Source organism: Streptomyces sp. NPDC031479 (assembly GCF_055581065.1).
This window is the reverse complement of the sequence record NZ_JBVIKC010000014.1, coordinates 110,232-124,772: the sequence shown is the minus strand read 5'-3', so window position 1 is coordinate 124,772 and position 14,541 is coordinate 110,232. Positions and strand designations below refer to the sequence as shown.

Annotated in this window: 14 protein-coding genes and 1 tRNA gene; 6 read left to right on the top strand and 9 right to left on the bottom strand. The window is 73.7% G+C overall.

All coding sequences use genetic code 11. The features are described from left to right. Positions 1-45 precede the first annotated feature (45 nt). The 5 genes from pth to ACZ5D2_RS18050 form a co-directional block, all read right to left on the bottom strand. A complete protein-coding gene (gene pth / locus ACZ5D2_RS18070) occupies positions 46-636 on the bottom strand; it encodes an aminoacyl-tRNA hydrolase (protein ID WP_468930317.1) in 591 nt (196 codons plus the stop codon). Between the two features lie 100 nt (positions 637-736). After that, complete coding sequence (locus tag ACZ5D2_RS18065; protein WP_280917463.1) at positions 737-1,321, bottom strand: 50S ribosomal protein L25/general stress protein Ctc; 585 nt, start codon at positions 1,319-1,321, stop codon at positions 737-739. A 182-nt stretch (positions 1,322-1,503) separates the two neighbouring features. After that, entirely contained in the window at positions 1,504-2,481 is a 978-nt protein-coding gene (locus tag ACZ5D2_RS18060; protein ID WP_030231925.1) for a ribose-phosphate diphosphokinase, read from the bottom strand. A 134-nt stretch (positions 2,482-2,615) separates the two neighbouring features. Continuing rightward, a complete protein-coding gene (gene glmU, locus ACZ5D2_RS18055; protein WP_371678200.1) occupies positions 2,616-4,064 on the bottom strand; it encodes a bifunctional UDP-N-acetylglucosamine diphosphorylase/glucosamine-1-phosphate N-acetyltransferase GlmU in 1,449 nt (482 codons plus the stop codon). Positions 4,065-4,209: 145 nt separating this feature from the next. Next, positions 4,210-4,281: transfer RNA gene (locus ACZ5D2_RS18050), tRNA-Gln, on the bottom strand. 145 nt (positions 4,282-4,426) lie between these two features. Here ACZ5D2_RS18050 and ACZ5D2_RS18045 point away from each other — a divergent pair. Further along, positions 4,427-5,698: a sensor histidine kinase gene (locus tag ACZ5D2_RS18045; RefSeq protein ID WP_468930312.1), complete on the top strand. Its 1,272-nt coding sequence runs from the start codon at positions 4,427-4,429 to the stop codon at positions 5,696-5,698. 87 nt (positions 5,699-5,785) lie between these two features. Here the strand turns inward: ACZ5D2_RS18045 and ACZ5D2_RS18040 are convergent, their stop codons facing one another. Together ACZ5D2_RS18040 and ACZ5D2_RS18035 are read right to left on the bottom strand one after the other, a co-directional pair. Further along, complete coding sequence (locus ACZ5D2_RS18040; RefSeq protein ID WP_266839497.1) at positions 5,786-6,298, bottom strand: SUKH-3 domain-containing protein; 513 nt, start codon at positions 6,296-6,298, stop codon at positions 5,786-5,788. A 5-nt stretch (positions 6,299-6,303) separates the two neighbouring features. Next, entirely contained in the window at positions 6,304-6,852 is a 549-nt protein-coding gene (locus tag ACZ5D2_RS18035) for a YwqJ-related putative deaminase (RefSeq protein ID WP_371678202.1), read from the bottom strand. A 230-nt stretch (positions 6,853-7,082) separates the two neighbouring features. On the opposite strand from ACZ5D2_RS18035, the gene ACZ5D2_RS18030 reads away from it, so the two are divergent. The 3 genes from ACZ5D2_RS18030 to ACZ5D2_RS18020 all read left to right on the top strand — a co-directional run bounded on the left by ACZ5D2_RS18030 (position 7,083) and on the right by ACZ5D2_RS18020 (position 11,550). Continuing rightward, positions 7,083-8,078 (top strand): SMI1/KNR4 family protein, encoded by a 996-nt coding sequence (locus tag ACZ5D2_RS18030; protein WP_371678203.1) that lies wholly within the window; start codon positions 7,083-7,085, stop codon positions 8,076-8,078. Between the two features lie 7 nt (positions 8,079-8,085). After that, complete coding sequence (locus ACZ5D2_RS18025) at positions 8,086-10,530, top strand: SUKH-4 family immunity protein (protein WP_468930307.1); 2,445 nt, start codon at positions 8,086-8,088, stop codon at positions 10,528-10,530. Positions 10,531-10,653: 123 nt separating this feature from the next. Then, entirely contained in the window at positions 10,654-11,550 is an 897-nt protein-coding gene (locus ACZ5D2_RS18020; RefSeq protein WP_468930304.1) for a DivIVA domain-containing protein, read from the top strand. A gap of 267 nt (positions 11,551-11,817) precedes the next feature. Here the strand turns inward: ACZ5D2_RS18020 and ACZ5D2_RS18015 are convergent, their stop codons facing one another. After that, complete coding sequence (locus ACZ5D2_RS18015) at positions 11,818-12,669, bottom strand: alpha/beta fold hydrolase (protein WP_468930301.1); 852 nt, start codon at positions 12,667-12,669, stop codon at positions 11,818-11,820. Positions 12,670-12,750: 81 nt separating this feature from the next. Here ACZ5D2_RS18015 and ACZ5D2_RS18010 point away from each other — a divergent pair, with 81 nt between their 5' ends. After that, positions 12,751-13,296, top strand: coding sequence for a CGNR zinc finger domain-containing protein (locus ACZ5D2_RS18010; RefSeq protein ID WP_468930298.1), 546 nt, complete (start codon positions 12,751-12,753; stop codon positions 13,294-13,296). Further along, complete coding sequence (locus tag ACZ5D2_RS18005; RefSeq protein WP_371678208.1) at positions 13,293-13,694, top strand: hypothetical protein; 402 nt, start codon at positions 13,293-13,295, stop codon at positions 13,692-13,694. Before ACZ5D2_RS18010 ends, ACZ5D2_RS18005 begins: the two co-directional genes overlap by 4 nt. Here ACZ5D2_RS18005 and ACZ5D2_RS18000 read toward each other — a convergent pair. Continuing rightward, on the bottom strand, positions 13,676-14,491 hold the full coding sequence (locus tag ACZ5D2_RS18000; RefSeq protein ID WP_371678209.1) for a hypothetical protein: 816 nt from the start codon (positions 14,489-14,491) through the stop codon (positions 13,676-13,678). The two genes, ACZ5D2_RS18005 and ACZ5D2_RS18000, sit on opposite strands and share 19 nt — an antisense overlap. Positions 14,492-14,541: the final 50 nt, after the last annotated feature.

Genomic DNA, 14,541 nt, shown 5'->3' with positions numbered 1-14,541 from the left:
CGCACGGAAGCCCCCGCCGACGGCGGGGGCTTCCTCGTGCGCGGGTCAGGAGTTGTACGTCGACTGCGCCCGCTCCAGGCCTTCCTGGACCAGGCACTCCACGGCGTCGGCGGACCGGTCCACGAACCAGTCCAGCTCCTTGCGCTCGGTCGAGGAGAAGTCCTTCAGGACGAAGTCCGCGACCTGCATGCGGCCGGGCGGGCGGCCGATGCCGCAGCGCACGCGGTGGTAGTCCGGGCCCATCGCCTTCGTCATCGACTTCAGGCCGTTGTGCCCGTTGTCCCCGCCGCCGAGCTTCAGGCGCAGCGTCGGGTAGTCGATGTCCAGCTCGTCGTGGACCGCGACGATCTTCTCCAGCGGCACCTTGTAGAAGTCGCGCAGGGCCGTGATGGGGCCGCCCGACAGGTTCATGAACGACATCGGCTTGGCGAGCACGATCCGGCGGTTCGCGGGCCCCGGCGGGCCGATGCGGCCCTCGACGACCTGGGCGCGGGCCTTGTGCGCCTTGAACCTGCCGCCGATCCGCTCGGCCAGCAGGTCGGCCACCATGAAGCCGATGTTGTGGCGGTTGCCGGCGTACTCCGGTCCGGGGTTCCCGAGACCGACGATCAGCCAGGGCGCCGCGTCGTCCGACATCAAAAGCTCCTTAAGTGCCTGGAACGAAGACGACCGCCGTCCCGCTCCAGTGGAGCCGGACGGCGGTCGGTCAGCAACTGCTGAGGGGGTGGGGCGAGGCTCAGGCCTCGGTGCCCTCGGCCGCCTCGGCGGCCGGCTCCTCGGCCTGCGGGGCGACGACCTGCAGGACGGCGATGTCGCCGTCGACGGCCAGGGTGGTGCCGGCCGGGAGGACCAGGTCCTTGGCGTGGATGGTGGCGCCGGCCTCGAGGCCCGCGATCGAGACGGTGACCTCGGTCGGGATGTGGGTGGCCTCGGCCTCGACGGAGATGGTGTTCTGGAGGGTCTCCAGCATGTTGCCGCCGGCGGCCAGGTCGCCCTCGGTGACGATCGCGACGTCGACGGTGACCTTCTCGCCCTTCTTGACGATCAGGAAGTCGACGTGGGAGATGGAGCGCTTCAGCGGGTGCTTCTGCACGGCCTTCGGGATGACCAGCTCGGTGCCGTCGCCCGCGATGTCCAGGGAGATCAGGACGTTCGGGGTGCGGAGCGCCAGCTGCAGGCCGTGGCCCTCGACGTTGACGTGCTTCGGGGCCTGGCCGTGGCCGTAGATGACACCGGGGACCAGGGCGTCGCGACGGGCCTGGCGGGCGGAGCCCTTGCCGAAGGTGTCGCGGAGCTGGGCGGAAAGCTTGACCTCGGACATGCTCACTCCTCGTGGGGTGACGGAAGAACGGAACTGGGTCACCCGGCCGGAACGGCCTGCTACGAAGAGCGCGTCGATAACGGAGCGTCCGTCCCGGAATACGGGTACGGCCTCCCTCGCCGAGCAACTCAAGGAGTGTACCCGGCGCGGGAGGCCGCGCCCAAAAGGATCTCTGCCCGGTGTTACTGCTGCTCTTCGAAGAGGCTGGTGACCGAGCCGTCCTCGAAGACCTCGCGCACCGCGCGGGCGATCATCGGGGCGATGGAGAGCACCGTGATCTTGTCGAGCTCCAGGTCCGAGGGGTCCGGGAGGGTGTTCGTGAAGACGAACTCGCTGACCTTGGAGTTCTTCAGGCGGTCGGCGGCCGGGCCCGACAGGATGCCGTGGGTGGCCGTCACGATGACGTCCTCGGCGCCGTGCGCGAAGAGCGCGTCGGCCGCGGCGCAGATGGTGCCGCCGGTGTCGATCATGTCGTCGACCAGGACGCAGACGCGGCCCTTGACCTCACCGACGACCTCGTGGACGGTCACCTGGTTGGCGACGTCCTTGTCGCGGCGCTTGTGCACGATGGCCAGCGGCGCGTCCAGGCGGTCGCACCAGCGGTCGGCCACGCGCACGCGGCCGGCGTCCGGGGAGACGATCGTCAGCTTGGTGCGGTCCACCTTGGCGCCCACGTAGTCCGCGAGGACGTTGAGGGCGGACAGGTGGTCGACCGGGCCGTCGAAGAAGCCCTGGATCTGGTCGGTGTGCAGGTCGACCGTGAGGATGCGGTCGGCGCCCGCGGTCTTCAGCAGGTCCGCGACCAGGCGGGCCGAGATGGGCTCGCGGCCCTTGTGCTTCTTGTCCTGACGGGCGTAGCCGTAGGAGGGGATGATCACGGTGATGGAGCGTGCCGACGCGCGCTTCAGCGCGTCGATCATGATCAGCTGCTCCATGATCCACTTGTTGATCGGAGCCGTGTGGCTCTGGATCAGGAAGCAGTCCGCGCCGCGAGCCGACTCCTGGAAGCGGACGTAGATCTCACCGTTCGCGAAGTCGAAAGCCTTGGTCGGCACGAGGCCGACTCCCAGCTGGTGCGCGACCTCCTCGGCCAGCTCGGGGTGGGCGCGGCCGGAGAAGAGCATCAGCTTCTTCTCGCCGGTCGTCTTGATCCCGGTCACAGCACTGTCTCCTCAGACGTGTGGAAAGCTGCTCGCCCCCGTGTGCGTCCGTCCCGCACACGGTGAGCCAGCCGAATTGCGTGCACCTATCACGGTACGCCGTCCCGGGCGTACCTGTTTCCGGTCAGTTCACCTCAGGGGCGACCGGAGTCCTGCTCGCCGGTCGACTGCGCGGCCGTCGCGGCCGCGCTGCCGGGGCGCTTGCGGGCCACCCAGCCCTCGATATTCCGCTGCTGGCCGCGGGCCACGGCCAGGGCGCCGGGCGGCACGTCCTTGGTGATCACCGAGCCGGCGGCCGTGTAGGCGCCGTCCCCGATGGTGACGGGAGCCACAAACATGTTGTCGGAGCCCGTCTTGCAGTGTGAGCCGACGGTGGTGTGGTGCTTGTGTTCGCCGTCGTAGTTCACGAACACGCTGGCGGCGCCGATGTTCGTGTACTCGCCGATCGTCGCGTCGCCCACGTACGACAGGTGGGGCACCTTGGTGCCCTCGCCGATCGTCGCGTTCTTCATCTCGACGTACGTGCCGGCCTTGGCCTTGAGGCCGAGGTTCGTGCCGGGCCGCAGGTACGCGAAGGGGCCGACGCTCGCCTGCTCCCCGATCACGGCGCCGTCCGCCACCGTGTTGTCCACGCGGGCGCCCGCGCCCACCCGGGTGTCCTTGAGCCGGGTGTTCGGGCCGACCTCGGCCCCCTCGGCGATGTGCGTGGCGCCCAGCAGCTGGGTGCCCGGGTGGATCAGGGCGTCCTGCCCGAAGGTCACCGTCACGTCCACGAAGGTGCCGGCCGGGTCGATGACCGTCACGCCCGCGAGCATGGCCCGCTCCAGCAGGCGCGCGTTCAGCAGCGCCCGGGCCTCGGCCAGCTGGACCCGGTTGTTGATGCCGAGGATCTGGCGGTGGTCCGCGCCGACCGCCGCGCCGACGCGGTGGCCCGCCTCGCGCAGGATGCCGAGCACGTCGGTGAGGTACTCCTCGCCCTGGCTGTTGTCCGTGCGGACCTTGCCGAGCGCGTCCGCGAGGAGGCGTCCGTCGAAGGCGAAGACCCCGGAGTTGATCTCCCGGATCGCGCGCTGCGCGTCGGTGGCGTCCTTGTGTTCGACGATGGCGGTCACGGCGCCGGTGGCCGGGTCGCGGACGATGCGGCCGTAGCCGGTGGAGTCCGGGACCTCGGCGGTCAGCACGGTGACGGCGTTGCCGTCGGCCCCGTGGGTGGCGGCGAGCTGCGCGAGGGTCTCGCCGGTCAGCAGCGGGGTGTCGCCGCAGACCACGATCACGGTGCCGTCGACCGGCCCGCCGAGCTCTTCGAGGGCCATCCGGACGGCGTGCCCGGTGCCGTTCTGCTCGTGCTGGACCGCGGTGCGGACGTCGGCGTCGATCCCGGCGAGGTGCGCGGTGACCTGCTCGCGCGCGTGGCCGACGACGACCACGAGGTGTGCGGGGTCCAGCTCGCGGGAGGCGGCGACCACGTGACCGACGAGCGAGCGCCCGCAGATCTCGTGCAGGACCTTGGGGGTGGCCGACTTCATGCGGGTGCCTTCACCCGCTGCGAGTACGACGACGGCTGCCGGGCGGGTTGCGCTCACGGGTGTGCCCTTCGGCTTCGGGGGTGGACCCAGGAAGGATACCGGTGCCGAAGTGCCCCTGTTCTGGGGGACTCCCGGGGGCGGACATGCGAAAGGGTCCCGACCGGAGGTCAGGACCCGCGTGCTGTGAGCTCCCCGTGCTGAGCTCCCCTGTCAGGACTCGAACCCGAACATAAGGCACCAAAAGCCTCAGTGCTGCCAATTACACCACAGGGGATAGCAAATCCGATCGAATCGGACTTTCTGCGCTGCCGATCAAGCTGGCCGTCCTAACTATGCCGTACCACCCGCCCTCCCCGCGACGGTACTCGCGCCCGTATATGTCCGGGGTCGGCGCACGGGCCGCCCGTACGCTGGACGGCATGACCGGTACGGGGGAAGAGCGCGAGGGGACGGGCCGCGACGGGCCCTGGTGGTGGGAGCGGCGGAGGTCCGCGCTCCTGGACGTGGGGCTCGCCGCGGTGTCCGCCGCCGAGTGCGGGCTGGAGGGGCTGCCCTTCGCACGGGAGGCGGGGATCCCGGCGGCCCTGGGCGTGTCGTTCGGAGTGGTGGTGGGGGCCACGCTGCTGCTGCGGCGGCGGTGGCCGGTGGCGGTGGTGCTCGTCGGCATCGGCGTGTCCCCCGCCATGATGGGCTTCCTGCTCGGGGTGGTGGGCCTCTACACCCTCGCCGCCTGCGAGGTGCCCCGCCGGGTCACGGTGACGCTGGGCTCGATGTCGCTCGCCGCGACCTTCGTGGTCACGTACCTGCGCACCCGCGGCGACGTGGAGGCCGACGGGCTGCTCGTGGTGGTGCTGTCCGCGTTCATGGCGGTGGCGCTGACCGTGCCGCCGGTGCTGCTCGGGCTGTACGTGGGGGCCCGGCGGCGGCTGATGGAGAGCCTCCAGGAGCGCGCCGACTCCCTGGAACGGGAGCTGTCGCTGCTGGCCGACCGGGCCGAGGAGCGGGCCGAGTGGGCCCGTACGGAGGAGCGCACGCGGATCGCGCGCGAGATGCACGACGTCGTCGCGCACCGGGTGTCGCTGATGGTGGTCCACGCGGCGGCGCTCCAGGCGGTGGCCGAGAAGGACCCCGGCAAGGCCGTGAAGAACGCCGCGCTGGTCGGCGACATGGGCCGGCAGGCCCTCACCGAGCTGCGCGAGATGCTCGGCGTGCTGCGGGCCGGGTCGCCGGGGCCCGGGCCCCGGCCGGCGGTCCGCGGGCACGCCGCGCAGGCGGCGCCGGCGCTCGCGGTCGAGGACGGGCCCTGCCTCGCCGAGCTGGAGGCGCTGGTCGGACAGTCCCGGGCTGCGGGGATGAACGTCGAGATGGTCGTGCACGGCGAGGCGGAGCGGTACCCGGCGGAGGTGGAGCAGACCGCCTACCGGGTGGTGCAGGAGGCGCTGACCAACTGCCACAAGCATGCTCCGGGCGCGCGGGTCGTCGTACGGCTCGCGCACCGGGAGGGCGAGGTCGCCATGCAGGTCCAGAACGGGCCCTGCGGGGCGGACGGGGTCGAGCCCGGTCTGCCCAGCGGGGGCAACGGCCTGGTCGGGATGCGGGAGCGGGTGCTCGGGCTCGGCGGGGTGTTCGTGTCCGGGCCGACGGACGAGGGCGGCTTCAAGGTCTCCGCCGTCCTGCCGGCCTCCCGCTAGGCCGTCCGGGTCCCGCGGCCGCCCGACGGGTCCTCGGGATCCGCCGACGGGTCCTCGGGATCCGCGGGGCCGCGGCGGTTCCCGGTGTCAGGGGCCCGTGGTCAGGCGGGCCGGCTGGAGGCCGGTCAGCAGGAGGGTGAGGGCCTCGTCGAGGCCGGAGCCCAGGTACCAGTCGCCGGTGTGGTCGATCCCGTAGACCCGGCCCTCGCGGTCGATGGCCAGGTGGGAGCCGCCGTCGGCGTCGGTGCCCAGCGGGCAGAGCTGGGTGGACAGGGCCCGTCCCAGGTCGGCGAAGGTACGGGCCAGGTGCAGGCCGGACAGCGGGTCGATGCGCAGCGTGGCGGGCGCTATCTGCCGGCCCGGCCCGGGGGCGGTCACCCGCAGTCCGCCGAACTCGGCCCAGGCCTCCACGGCCGCCGGGAAGACGTTGTGCCGGTGCCCGGCGGGCGTGGTGTGGTCGCGCAGCGCGTCGGCCCAGTACTCGGCCTGCTTGATGTCCCAGCGGCCGGGTTCCCATCCGGCGGTGCGCAGCGCTGAGTCCACGGGGCCCGGGAACCGGGTCGCCGAGGAGCGGTCGTAGGAGGCGGAGGAGGCGGTCATGGCGGCTACTCGGGGTGGGTGAGGTCGACGGGGCGTACGCCGAAGTGGGTGAGGAGCGCGTCGCAGGAGCGGCAGGGCGGAGCGTAGCTGCCGTGCAGCGGGTCGCCGTCCTCGCGGATGCGGCGGGCGGTGATCCGGGAGTGCTTCAGGGAACGCCGGGCCTCGCTCGCCGTGAGCGGCTTGCGGGAGGCGCGCCGGCTGCGGGCGCCCTCGACGGCCGCGAGGTGGCGGGAGAGCAGGATCGCCTCCGGACAGCGGCCGGTGAAGCGCTCCCGCTGGCCGCTGGTGAGGGTGTCGAGGAAGTCCTGGACCAGCGGGTGCAGCACCGGCGGCCGGTCGCCCTTGCCCGCGGTCCCGGTCAGGGTCTCCCCGCGGACCGAGAGCGCGGCGGCGACGGTGGGCAGGATGCCGTCGCGGCGGAAGCGCAGCACGGGCGGCGGGGTGGGGCCGTCGGTGCTGCTCCAGCGCAGGCGGGGGTCGCCGGCGGGGCCGGCCTCCGCCGCTTCCGCGCGGTCCGTGCGGCTCGCCAGGTTTTGCGTCGTCGCCGTCTGCATGGTCGCTTCTTCCCTCCCGTGACCGCGGTGGTGGCCGCTGTTGCGCACGCCCCCGTGCTGCGGGGACAGCCTGTCAAATGTCCCCAGTGGTGTGGAAGCGGGGTCGAATATTCGTATCAATTCGGATGTTCCCGCCCCACGCGCGCACGTGGGATGCATGGGCGGGTGACCCTCTTGCCCGAGCACATAGGCTGTGGTGAACCAGCCAGATCCAGCAGGGGGCTACCGCCATGACGACAGGTCGGCTCGGGCAGCAGGCCGCGCCACCCAACGCCGCTTACTCGGGGCAGGTCGTGCACTTCCCGGACCCGGTCCGGGCCGCCCGCCATCCCCACGGAGTGCGGATGAGCGGGGACGGTCATCCCGACTTCTCGGCGTACGCGCGCGCGGCCGTGGAGATCGCCGAGCCCCCGGAGGGCTTCGGCGTGGACGAGCTGCGGCTGACGGACTTCGTGTCCGCCAACGCCGCCATGCGGGCGTCGGGCCACGCGCTGTGGGACACAGTCGGACCGGTGGCCACGCCGCACGGCTGGACCTGGCACCACGTGGCGGGCTCCCGCCGCATGGAACTGGTCCCCGTCGAGGTCAAGGCGCTGCTGCGGCACCACGCGGGCCTGGCGACGGCGCCCGTGGACCACGACAAGCGCGGCACCCGGCCCCTCCAGGAGGTGCGCCCCGCGCACCTCGGGCTGCCCAAGAGCCTGGTGTCCGTCGCCGAACAGCAGGTGCAGGGGGTGGAGGAGGACCTCGGGTACCGGCTGCCCGAGGCCTACCGTTCCTTCCTCAAGGCAGCGGGCGGCTGCGCGCCGGTGGGCGCGGGGCTCCTCGTGGAGCTCGGGCTGCTGGTCGACCAGCCGTTCTTCACGGTGCGCGAGGAGGCGGCGGTCAACGACCTCGTCTACGTCAACAAGTGCCTGCGGGACCACCTGACCAAGGACTACCTGTGCGTGGCCTTCGTCCAGGGCGGGCTGCTCGCGGTGAAGGTGAAGGGCGAGGGCGTCGGCTCCGTCTGGTTCTCCCCGTACGACGACGCGCGCGACCGGGACGGCTGGTCCGTGCAGGAGCGGGTGGAGCGGTTGCTGCTTCCGTGCGGTGCCGATTTCGATGCCTTCCTCGAACGCCTGGCGGGGAACCCGCCGGAGCTGGAGACGGTGGCCGGTCTGATGGTGGACGGCGGATTCGCGCGTTCGGTTCCGGTGGCGGGTGCCGCCCCGGGTGAGGGGTGATCACGCCGTGGTGACGTTTGCACAGGCGCAGGAGCGCGCCGAGGAATGGATCAACGGGGACGTCCCCGCGTACCAGCACCGGGAGGTGCGCGTACGGGAGTTCGGGCTGGGCTTCGTGGTGTGGGCCGAGGACCGGGCGGCCGGTCCGGTGTCCGGCGGTGGCCGGCAGCGGCTGGTCATCGCGCGGGACAGCGGTGAGGTGACCCTGTGGCCGGGCCTGCCGGTCGGCGAGGTCATCCGGCGCTACGAGGAGGAGTACGGGGCCGCTGCCGTGGCGGCCGCCGCGGAGGCCTCGGTGCCGCCGCCGCGGATCGACTCGGAGCAGACCTCCTTCATGCTGAGCCCGCCGGAGTGGCTGCAGGAGGCGGCGGACCGGGCGGGGATCCCGCCGGCGGCTCCGGCTCCGGCCCCGGCCCCGGCGGCTGCTTCCGGTGGCGCGGCCGAGCCGGTGCCGTTGCGGCGCGGGGGCGAGGCCCCCCACGGGCCGGCCGCCGGCGACGGGGTGCCGTCCGGGTCCACGCCGTGGGCGGGTACCGATGTGAACTCGGACGCGGACGGGGCCTCCGTGCCGCTGCCCGCCACGGTGTTCGCGCCGGCGCTGTCCGGCACCGATCTGGAGGACCGCCCGGCGGCTGCCTCCGGGGTGGCTCCGGAGGCCAAGACCACGCTGATGGCGGGCGGCAGCCAGCTGCCGAAGACCACGGTCGCCCCGGTGCTGGGGATGCCGGACGGGGCCGGCGGGATCGCCGACGCGCCGACGAGCCGGGCCCAGGCGCCGCGGCCGGGCGGGGGTCAGCCGCAGCCGCCGCAGCCGCCGCAGCCGCCGCATCAGCCGCTTCAGCAGCAGCCGCCGCAGCCGCCGGGTTCGCCGGGTCAGCCGGGTTCGCCGGTGCCGGCTCCGGGGGTTCCCGGTGCTCCCGGTATGCCCGGGGCTCCTGGTGCGCCCGGTGCTCCCGGGGGTGGGGCGCAGTACGCCGCGACCATGCTCGCCGGGCCCGCCGTGGTGCAGCCTCCCGGTCCCCCGGCACCGCCTGCCGCGCCCGGTGCGCCCAGTGCCCCCGGTGCGCCGGGGGCTCCCGGTGGGGGGCTCGACCATGCGGCGACGATGCTGGCCGGGCCCGCCGTCGTGCAGCCGCCCCGGCCGCCGGGTCCGCCCGGTCCGCCGACGCCGCCGCCCGGTGCCCCCGGTGCTCCCGGTGCTCCCGGTGCTCCCGGTGCTCCTGGTGCGCCCGGGGGCGGGGCGCATCATGCCGCGACCATGCTGGCGGCGCCCGGCATGGTGCCGCCGCCCGCACCGCCGGCGGCTCCCGGTGCGCCGGGTGCTCCCGGTGCTCCCGGTGGGCCCAGTGCTCCCGGTGGGGGGCTCGACCATGCGGCGACGATGCTGGCCGGGCCCGCCGTCGTGCAGCCGCCCGGCCCGCCGCCCGGTGCGCCGCGCGGTCCGGCTCCGCAGCAGCCCCCGGCCCCGTCCGGCGCGCCCACCGTCGGCCCCGGCTACCAGGCCGTGCTGCGCTACCGCGCGCCCGACGGCTCCGAGCAGCAGATCATCCGCCGCTCGGCGCCCGGCACCCCGCACCCCGAGTGGCAGATCCTCTACGAGCTCCGCGCGCTGAACGTGCCGCCCCAGCAGGTGCTGGAGCTGCACACCGAGCTGGCCTCCTGTGAGCTGCCCGGCGGCTACTGCGCCCGGATGATCCGGGAGACCTGGCCGCAGGTGCGGATCACCAGCGTGGCCCCGTACGGGACCGACCACGCGGGACGTCAGCAGGGCATGCGGCACCTGCTCACCCATCAGGGTGAGCTGCACCAGGTGGCCGACGGGCCGGCGCGTCCCGCTCCGGTGCGGGCGCCGCTGCCGCAGGTCCCGCTGCAGCCGGCCATCCCGATGGACGCCATCGCGCAGGAACTGGCCGGTGCCTTCGGGCCGCAGGGCGTGTTCCGTTTCGACCAGCGGGCGGTGTCCCGTCAGGGCGTGCCGGAGATCGTGGCGCAGACCCTGATGTGGGCCGGTCTGCCCGTCGACTTCGGGCCGTTCTTCTGGGCGCAGGCCGTGCCGGGCCAGCCGGTGCCGACGCTGGCCGAGCTCGCGGCGCAGAGGCAGGTCCAGCCGGCGTCCGACGCGGGTTCGTACCTGGTGGTCGGCAGCGACTTCGGCAAGGCGCTCTGCGTGCAGTACGGGACCGCGCACATAGTGGCGGTCCCGGTGGAGGCCGGACCCGGAGGGGCGCCCGTACCGCCGCAGTTCGTGAATTCGAGCCTGCCGCAGTTCGCGCGTTCCCTGGCGATGCTGGGTCACATGTGGCGTCTGAGGCAGCATCTGACGCCGGAACAGGCCGGCCGCTGGACCGTCGATTTCCAGGCGAATCTGGCGGGTCTCGACAGTGCGGCGCTGGCCTCTCCGGAGAGCTGGTGGTCGGTGCTGCTGGAGCAGATGTGGGACGGGCTCCTCTGATCGGATGATCGGATGTACGGCCGGGTCGGGACCTTCGAACGGGGTCCCGGCCCGGCCATTCCGGCTTCTGACACCAAATGACGCATCCTTGTCAGCAATCCCCGCGAGAGAGGCGCTTCCAGGATGAGTGCACCCATGTCACCTCACGGACCCCAGGGTTTCTCGACCGTGCGAGGTCGCGGCTACCGGACCGAAGAGGTCGACCGGTACCTGGCCCGGCTGTCCGGGAGCCGGGACGAGGCGTGGGAACGGGTGGCGCGGCTGACCGTCCTGGCCAAGCGGATGGAGGCGGAGGCGGAGCGGCTGGGCGTCGTCGTCGCCTCGCTGGCCCCGCAGACGTACGACGAGCTGAGCGAGCGCGCCCGGCGGATCCTGTCGCTCGCCCAGGAGGAGGCGGAGGTCCTGCGCCGCGACGCACGGGCCGACGCGGTGGAGGCGAAGGGCGCGGCCGAGGCGCACGCCGACCGGGTGGCGGAACTGGCGCGGCACGACGCGGAGGCCGTGCGCGAGCAGACCGAGGTCCGGGCGCGGCAGGGGCTGTCGAGGGCCCAGCGGGAGGCCGACGCGATGCGGGCGGAGGCGCGGGAGGACGCGGCGGGCTGGCGGGCGGAGGCGGTGGCGGCGCTCGGGGAGATGCGGCGGCGCACGGAGGCGCTGCTCGCGGAGCGGGAGCAGGAGCACGCGGAGCGGTGGGACGCGGCCGGGCGGGAGCTGGCCGCGCGCCAGGCCGAGCTGGAGGCGCGGAGCGCTGAGCAGGAACGGCAGGCGGAGGCGCGGCTGGCGGACGCGCGGCGGGGGTTCGCGGAGGCGGAGGAGACGGCGCGGCACGGGCAGGAGGACGCGGAGGCGCGGGCCGCGGAGCTGATCGCCGAGGCGCGGGTGCGGGAGGAGCGGGTGGGGCGGGAGACGGACCGGGTCCTGCGGGAGCACGCGGAGGCGCAGGAGGAGATGCGGGCCCACATGAACCACGTGCGCTCCAGCCTGGCGGCGCTCACGGGGCGGGCGCCGGCGGAGGGGTAGGGGGCTTGCCGTTGCCCTGGCCGGGCGGTTGTCCGGGGGCGGGGGCGGGGCGGGGGCGGGGGTGGCCGGGGTCGGGGCCGGGGCGGGGTGTCGTCCGGGACTGCATGATTTATGGCGCCCTGTCCGCAGCTGCGGAGTTTTTTGGGGTACCTCGCGCCAACACATCACGTTTTACGTCCCGGCCGACACCCCACCCCGTCCCCGCCCCCGGCCGGGTGCTCCCCCCTCATGAAGCCCGGCCCTCGTGGCGCATGCCGCCCCGTGGCGTCAGAGGTGCTTCGACAGGAACGTGGCGATCAGGGGCGCGATCGTCGGGAGGTGGGTTTCCAGGGCGAAGTGGCCCGCGCCTTCGAAGACGTGGATCTCGGCGTCCGGTACGTCGCGCCGGTACGCCTCCGCTCCGGCGGGGGTGAAGAAGGGGTCGCCCGCGCCCCAGACGACCAGCAGCGGCGGGCGGGTCGTGTGCAGCCAGGTCTGCCAGTCGGGGTAGAGCGCGAAGTTGCCGGAGTAGTCGAAGGCCAGGTCGGCCTGGGCGTCGGCGCGGCCCGGCAGGCCGAGGTAGTGGAGGTCCAGGGTCCAGTTGTCCGGGGAGAGGAGGGAGCGGTCCGCGACTCCGGTCTCGTACTGGAAGCGGGTGCCCTCCTCGGTGAAGAGGCGGCGGACGCGCTCCTCGTTGCCGGGGACCTCGCGGCTGAGCCCGGCGAATCCGCGGGCCGCGTCCGAGAGCCCCTCGTCGTAGGCGTTGCCGTTCTGGACGATCAGGCCCGTGACCCGTTCCGGCCGGCGGGCGGCCAGGCGCAGGCCCACGGGTGCGCCGAAGTCGAAGACGTAGAGCGCGTAGCGGTCCAGGCCGAGGGCGTCGGTGAAGCCCTCGACGACGTCCGCGAGCCGGTCGAAGGTGTACGTGAACCCGTCCGGGGCCTCGGTCCGGCCGAAGCCCGGGTAGTCGGGGGCGATCAGCCGGTACGGGGTGTCGCCGAGCGCGTCCATCAGGCGTGCGAACTGGTGGGAGGCGGTGGGGAAGCCGTGCAGGAGCAGCAGGACGGGGGCGTCCGCGGGGCCGCTCTCGCGGTAGGCGACGGACACGCCGTCGACGTCGACGGTGCGGTGGATCGGCATCACATGCCTCCTCGTGGCTTGGTGGCATTAGTCTTGCGGAGGTCTGGCTAATGGGTCAAGGGGGATTGGTAGAGTTAGTTCATGGTTTCGTTTCCGCTTGTGGGTGAGCCCCTCGCCCTGGACCTGCTGAACGCGGGGGAATTGCTCGACGCCCCCGTGGGCCTCGCCGCCTGGATCGGGGAGCAGGCCGGGCGGCTGGAGCCGGTCGATGAAGTGGGGGAGGCCGAGGTGTCCGCCGTGCGGGCCGTCCGGGAGGCGGCCGGGCCGGTGCTGGGCGCCGTCCGGCGGGGCGGGGCGCCGCCGGACGGGGCGCTGCGCGCGCTGAACGGCTTCCTGGCCGCGGCCCCCTCGCACACCGAGCTGGCCTGGACGGCCGGGGCCGGGCTGACGGCCGCCCCCTGCCGGACGGCGGACCCGGCGCGGCGGCTGGCCGCGGAGCTGGCGCAGGCGGTGGCGGAGCTGGCGACGGACCCGCGGGTGACGTCGGTCCGCCGGTGCGAGGCGGAGGGCTGCGTGCTGCTGTTCCTCCCCGCGCACCCGCGGCGCCGCTGGTGCGTGGCGTCGGTCTGCGGCAACCGGGCCCGGGTGGCCCGCTACTACGCCCGTCACAAGGAGGCCGGGGCGTGAGCGCCGAGTGGGAGGCGCTGGACGAGAGCCGGCGGGCGTTCATGATCAACGCGTTCGAGATCGACATCCTGCCCGGGGTCTGGGGCGACCTGGCGGAGGAGGACAAGGAGCTGCCGGTCTCCGCGCTGGCCGCGATGCTGCTCGACCTCGTCGACCGGGGCTGGGTGGAGGTGCGCCGGGTCGCGCCGTGGACCGCGCCCGACGGCACCCCCGGCTACCGGCCGGGCGAGCGGGTCCCGCGTGCGGAGCTGCCCGCGGTGCTGGCCGACCCCGACGAGTGGGAGTACCCGGCGGACGGGGCGGAGTGGATCGGGGCGCTGACCCTGACGGAGACCCCCGAGGGATGGCGCGTCAACCGCATCGGGCCGCAGGAGGCGGGCTATCCGGCCGGTTCGTAGCGGTACGGGTCGCTGCGCAGCCCGCGGGAGGTGACCACCACCGTGAACGGGGGCCGCGCCGTGGCCGGGAGCGGGGCGGTCAGGGCGCCCGTCGCGGGGTCCGGGGTGGCCGGGACGGCGGTGTCGTCCACCGTGAGGCGGGGTTCGGTGAAGCCGCCGCCCTCCACCGTGAGCAGGCCGTCGGCGGCTTCGACGTGGGTGATGACCGGGTTGGCGCGGGTGGCCATCTTGTTCACCAGGTAAGCCCCCGCCGGGGCGCCGGTCAGGGCCCAGACCTCGGACGGCAGTCGCGGGAGTCCCGCGCGCACGTCGGAGAGGAAGAACAGGACGACGTAGAGCATCGTGACGGCGCTCAGGGCCACGTACTGGAGGTCCACGAGGTCGGTGCGGCCGCTGTCGTTCGCGATCAGTTCGCGCAGCGGGCGCCGGCCGGTGGCGGTGGGCCTGGGGGCCGGCTTGGCCAGGGTGCCGCTCTCCACCCGTATCCCGACGACCGTCTTCGCCGCGATCAGGGCCACGTAGGGGCCGCCGAGCAGCGGCAGGTAGACGGAGGTCAGGGAGGACAGGGGGCCGTCCGGGCCGTGGAAGTACGCGACCCCGCCGCCCGCCGCCAGTCCGTACCCGAGGATCGCGAGCAGCAGCCAGACCAGGATCACGGTCCAGGCCAGCGCGAGGGCGGTGGAGGTGGAGAGCCGGCCGTCGCGGCCGGTCACCGTGCCGGGACGGTGGTACAGGCGCAGGCCGACGGGGCCGGCCAGCGCGGCCAGTAACGCCAGCGCGCAGAGTGCGGATGTCATGTCGTCCCCCCGGGTGCGGTCCAGGGGAAGAGGGTCACCCAATGGGTCCG

Coding starts and splice junctions, on each gene's coding strand:
- pth (WP_468930317.1), bottom strand. CDS start 636: ATGTCGGACGACGCGGCGCCCTGGCTGATCGTCGGTCTCGGGAACCCC.
- ACZ5D2_RS18040 (WP_266839497.1), bottom strand. CDS start 6,298: ATGACCGCCTCCTCCGCCTCCTACGACCGCTCCTCGGCGACCCGGTTC.
- ACZ5D2_RS18015 (WP_468930301.1), bottom strand. CDS start 12,669: ATGCCGATCCACCGCACCGTCGACGTCGACGGCGTGTCCGTCGCCTAC.
- ACZ5D2_RS18010 (WP_468930298.1), top strand. CDS start 12,751: ATGGTTTCGTTTCCGCTTGTGGGTGAGCCCCTCGCCCTGGACCTGCTG.
- ACZ5D2_RS18020 (WP_468930304.1), top strand. CDS start 10,654: ATGAGTGCACCCATGTCACCTCACGGACCCCAGGGTTTCTCGACCGTG.
- ACZ5D2_RS18030 (WP_371678203.1), top strand. CDS start 7,083: ATGACGACAGGTCGGCTCGGGCAGCAGGCCGCGCCACCCAACGCCGCT.
- ACZ5D2_RS18035 (WP_371678202.1), bottom strand. CDS start 6,852: ATGCAGACGGCGACGACGCAAAACCTGGCGAGCCGCACGGACCGCGCG.
- ACZ5D2_RS18065 (WP_280917463.1), bottom strand. CDS start 1,321: ATGTCCGAGGTCAAGCTTTCCGCCCAGCTCCGCGACACCTTCGGCAAG.
- ACZ5D2_RS18045 (WP_468930312.1), top strand. CDS start 4,427: ATGACCGGTACGGGGGAAGAGCGCGAGGGGACGGGCCGCGACGGGCCC.
- ACZ5D2_RS18000 (WP_371678209.1), bottom strand. CDS start 14,491: ATGACATCCGCACTCTGCGCGCTGGCGTTACTGGCCGCGCTGGCCGGC.